The organism is Bacillus glycinifermentans (genome assembly GCF_001042475.2).
GTDB lineage: Bacteria > Bacillota > Bacilli > Bacillales > Bacillaceae > Bacillus > Bacillus glycinifermentans.
The window spans coordinates 1-3436 of the sequence record NZ_LECW02000059.1 but is presented as its reverse complement, the minus strand read 5'-3'; the positions used below and the strand labels follow the sequence as shown (position 1 = coordinate 3436).

The window sequence follows — 3436 nt, the reverse complement described above, 5'->3', positions numbered from 1 at the left end:
TAGGACGCCGCCAAGCAACCCGAAAGGCCAGCTTAGTAAAGCTGGCCTTTTTTGATGGGAAGAAAAAATATTTGGCTAAGCTGAGGAATGGATTCCAGCAATGCTAAAATCATTTGGCTCTATCGGCCGAAATATTCAAAGTCCACAGTACATACAACCTAGTGGAGATTATCGAACACGGCGACTATTAGTGAAAGTTCCGCCAGAGTTAAGAATGTTTGCATTTAAAATTTATAAAAGGGTAAAAATGAAAAGGCATAAGCCCAATTCGGACTCATGCCCATCATGCTTCCCTTAGAAACAGGACAAATCTCTATCTTCAGCTATTCAATGATGTCGCCAGGATTAATATCATAAACGGTTAAATCTTCAATATCAGAAAGTAAAGCAGAAAGTTCGCTTGGACGGCCGGTTAAAAAATCAAATACGCCAAAATGGGTGGGGATGACGTGCTTCGTTTTTAATAAGCGGACTGCCTTAGCCGCTTCCCGGGGGGACATCGTATAAGCATCACCGATCGGCAATAGCGCCAGTTCCGGTTCATATAATTCAGCAATAAGTGCCATATCCCCAAAGACGTTTGTATCTCCGGCGTGATAAATCGTATATCCATTCTCAAATTTAATTACGTAGCCCATTGGCTCTCCGCCATAAAAAATCTCATTGCCGTCAACGTATGCTGATGAATGATCTGCATGTACAGCTGTAACTGCAATATCCCCGAATTTTCGGGTGCCGCCTTTATTGATGGAAACAACATGTTCAACACCTTTCTTTTGGAGAAGAAAGGCCAGTTCCCAGCCTGCCAATACTGTCGCTCCTGTCTTTTTGGCAAGCCAAACGGCATCCTCGGCATGATCCCGATGCGCATGAGTTAAAAAAATGTAATCTACACTTTCAATGTGTTGAATTGTTTCGGGACAAGAGGGATTATTTTTTATCCATGGATCAATTAGTATTTTTTTATTACCGGGTGTTGTTATGTAAAATCCGCCAAAGCCAAGCCAAGTAAATGATACATTTCGGTTCAGCATGTTAATATCCCTCTTTCATTAAATCTCTGGCTGCAAAAACTTCTTTAGCCGCCTGCAGTCCATTTAAAGCAGCGGGGAAACCGGCATAAACAGAAAGCTGCATAATTAACTCAACGATTTCTTCTTTTGAGCAGCCAACATTTAAGGCACCATTAATATGAACCTCCAGCTGGGGAATTGCGTATCCAAGCGCAGTCAAGGCTGCAACAGTCGCTAATTCCCGGGATTTGATATCTAAACCCGGCCGGCTGTAGATGTCACCGAATGGGAATTCAACTAAAAGACGTTCAAAGTCAGGTGCGATTTCGTTTAAAAACTCACGAGTGTGACTTCCAGATTCTCCAACAACTTTGTTCATCAGTTGTAATCCGTCTTTATACCTTTTTTCTGTCATCTTAAAAATCCTCTCCTGCCTTTTTATAAATGTATTCTTCATAAAATAAAATTTTTTGATTTACGGTATTTATAAATACTTCAATATTTTTTTGTTGTTCAATTAACTTGTTTCGATGTTCCATAAGAATCGAGAGGCGATTGTTAACTTTTTCTTTTTGGATTTCACCTGATTCTAAACGTTCCAAAATACAGCCTTCTTTTGTAAACTCTGAAATATCTTCAAGGGACATCCCTGTTTTTTTCAAAGTAGCTATAAAAGTAAGAAAGTTTACGTCAGAATCCGTAAATTGCCGTATGCCGCCTGCAGACCTTTTGATTTGAATTAATCCGCTTCTTTCATAAAATCGTATGGTATGTGCAGAAAGTCCGGTTCTTTCCACAGCTTCTTTAATATTCATTTGAGGGAGCTCCTTCTTTTGTCGACTTGGTCTAATCTTACAACTTTGAGTTGACTCTAAGTCAAGCTGTTTTTTACGAAAAAGATTAAGCAGTAAATACCGCATTTTTAAACCATCTTGGTTAAATAAAGTCTGAGAATTCTTCGTCATCCTCAGTATGATAACTGACATGTTTCTCAATATGTTCTTCATAAGTAAGGAAAAAAAGCCGATATAAATATGGTGAAAAAATATATATTGGGGGAAATAAGATGCAATCCGTTGAACATGAAGATTTTATCATGGACGTTCCGGCAAATTTATTCAGAGGTATAGAATCGGTAGGCGGCAGACTGAAATTAACAAGTGAAAGTTTATCTTTTGCGTCGCACGGCGTTAATATTCAAAACAAACCGCTCGACATCAAAATTCAGGATATCGCAAAGGTTGAGAAGCGAAATACATTTCTGGTTGTACCAAACGGACTTAAAGTCGTCTTGAAAAACCAGCAGGAGTACAAATTTGTTGTCGCAAAAAGACAGGAATTCCTCAACCATCTGGAGAACCTATTATAGACCGTTATCATCAAAAAAAGCAGCAAAGCGGCATATTTTTTTGCTGCTCTGCTCTTTATTTAGATAAACGGCGGCATTTCAGCGCTAAAAAGATGTACATATGATAAAAAAACTGAAAATAAAATTTTTTTAATATAGCCTTTACAAATGGGTGTGTTCCTGTATATAATAGTCCTTGTCAGATCGAGAGTTGCTCGAATGACTGCCCCGGAGGATTAGCTCAGCTGGGAGAGCATCTGCCTTACAAGCAGAGGGTCGGCGGTTCGATCCCGTCATCCTCCACCATTAAATACTTTGAAACGGGCCGGTGTAGCTCAATTGGTAGAGCAACTGACTTGTAATCAGTAGGTTGGGGGTTCAAGTCCTCTTGCCGGCACCACTTTTTTATGATATAATATAAAAGTTGCTGAAAAAAGATATCAACGGCTTTTATCTAAGAAATTCTTAGAGCCATTAGCTCAGTTGGTAGAGCATCTGACTTTTAATCAGAGGGTCGAAGGTTCGAGTCCTTCATGGCTCACCATTTTCATGCGGATGTGGCGGAATTGGCAGACGCGCTAGAATCAGGCTCTAGTGTCTTTTAAAGACGTGGGGGTTCAAGTCCCTTCATCCGCATTGCCAATCAATTTTCGCGGAAGTAGTTCAGTGGTAGAACACCACCTTGCCAAGGTGGGGGTCGCGGGTTCGAATCCCGTCTTCCGCTCCAACCATCCACGCCGGGGTGGTGGAATTGGCAGACACACAGGACTTAAAATCCTGCGGTAGGTGACTACCGTGCCGGTTCAAGTCCGGCCCTCGGCATTATAAAGATTGCGCCCGTAGCTCAATTGGATAGAGCGTTTGACTACGGATCAAAAGGTTAGGGGTTCGACTCCTCTCGGGCGCGCCATTATAATAACGGGAAGTAGCTCAGCTTGGTAGAGCACATGGTTTGGGACCATGGGGTCGCAGGTTCGAATCCTGTCTTCCCGATTCTTTAAGGGGCCTTAGCTCAGCTGGGAGAGCGCCTGCTTTGCACGCAGGAGGTCAGCGGTTCGATCCCGCTAGGCTCCAC

At 41.9% G+C, this 3436-nt stretch carries 4 protein-coding genes and 9 tRNA genes; 10 read left to right on the top strand and 3 right to left on the bottom strand.

Annotated elements, in window-relative coordinates; all coding sequences use genetic code 11:
• Nucleotides 1–323 precede the first annotated feature (323 nt).
• Genes AB447_RS23090 through AB447_RS23080 form a run of 3 tightly spaced genes read right to left on the bottom strand, consistent with a single transcriptional unit; the run spans nt 324 to nt 1828 of the window.
• Nucleotides 324–1034: a metal-dependent hydrolase gene (locus AB447_RS23090; RefSeq protein ID WP_048356156.1), complete on the bottom strand. Its 711-nt coding sequence runs from the start codon at nt 1032–1034 to the stop codon at nt 324–326.
• Between the two features lies 1 nt (nt 1035).
• Nucleotides 1036–1428, bottom strand: a complete 393-nt coding sequence (locus tag AB447_RS23085) for a carboxymuconolactone decarboxylase family protein (protein ID WP_048356157.1) — start codon at nt 1426–1428, stop codon at nt 1036–1038.
• A 1-nt stretch (nt 1429) separates the two neighbouring features.
• Complete coding sequence (locus tag AB447_RS23080; protein WP_048356158.1) at nt 1430–1828, bottom strand: MerR family transcriptional regulator; 399 nt, start codon at nt 1826–1828, stop codon at nt 1430–1432.
• Nucleotides 1829–2079: 251 nt separating this feature from the next.
• On the opposite strand from AB447_RS23080, the gene AB447_RS23075 reads away from it, so the two are divergent.
• The 10 genes from AB447_RS23075 to AB447_RS23030 all read left to right on the top strand — a co-directional run bounded on the left by AB447_RS23075 (nt 2080) and on the right by AB447_RS23030 (nt 3435).
• Nucleotides 2080–2382 (top strand): GRAM domain-containing protein, encoded by a 303-nt coding sequence (locus AB447_RS23075; RefSeq protein ID WP_048356159.1) that lies wholly within the window; start codon nt 2080–2082, stop codon nt 2380–2382.
• Nucleotides 2383–2591: 209 nt separating this feature from the next.
• Nucleotides 2592–2667: transfer RNA gene (locus AB447_RS23070), tRNA-Val, on the top strand.
• Nucleotides 2668–2685: 18 nt separating this feature from the next.
• Nucleotides 2686–2761: transfer RNA gene (locus tag AB447_RS23065), tRNA-Thr, on the top strand.
• Nucleotides 2762–2829: 68 nt separating this feature from the next.
• Nucleotides 2830–2905 (top strand) — tRNA-Lys (locus AB447_RS23060).
• Nucleotides 2906–2912: 7 nt separating this feature from the next.
• Nucleotides 2913–2997 (top strand) — tRNA-Leu (locus AB447_RS23055).
• A gap of 16 nt (nt 2998–3013) precedes the next feature.
• Nucleotides 3014–3088, top strand: a tRNA-Gly gene (locus AB447_RS23050).
• A 9-nt stretch (nt 3089–3097) separates the two neighbouring features.
• A tRNA-Leu gene (locus AB447_RS23045) sits at nt 3098–3183 on the top strand.
• 11 nt (nt 3184–3194) lie between these two features.
• A tRNA-Arg gene (locus tag AB447_RS23040) sits at nt 3195–3271 on the top strand.
• A 9-nt stretch (nt 3272–3280) separates the two neighbouring features.
• Nucleotides 3281–3354 (top strand) — tRNA-Pro (locus AB447_RS23035).
• 8 nt (nt 3355–3362) lie between these two features.
• Nucleotides 3363–3435 (top strand) — tRNA-Ala (locus tag AB447_RS23030).
• Nucleotide 3436 lies beyond the last annotated feature (1 nt).

Excerpts from the sequence above, each read along its gene's own strand:
- AB447_RS23090 (WP_048356156.1), bottom strand. The coding sequence starts at position 1,034 with ATGCTGAACCGAAATGTATCATTTACTTGGCTTGGCTTTGGCGGATTT.
- AB447_RS23075 (WP_048356159.1), top strand. The coding sequence starts at position 2,080 with ATGCAATCCGTTGAACATGAAGATTTTATCATGGACGTTCCGGCAAAT.
- AB447_RS23080 (WP_048356158.1), bottom strand. The coding sequence starts at position 1,828 with ATGAATATTAAAGAAGCTGTGGAAAGAACCGGACTTTCTGCACATACC.
- AB447_RS23085 (WP_048356157.1), bottom strand. The coding sequence starts at position 1,428 with ATGACAGAAAAAAGGTATAAAGACGGATTACAACTGATGAACAAAGTT.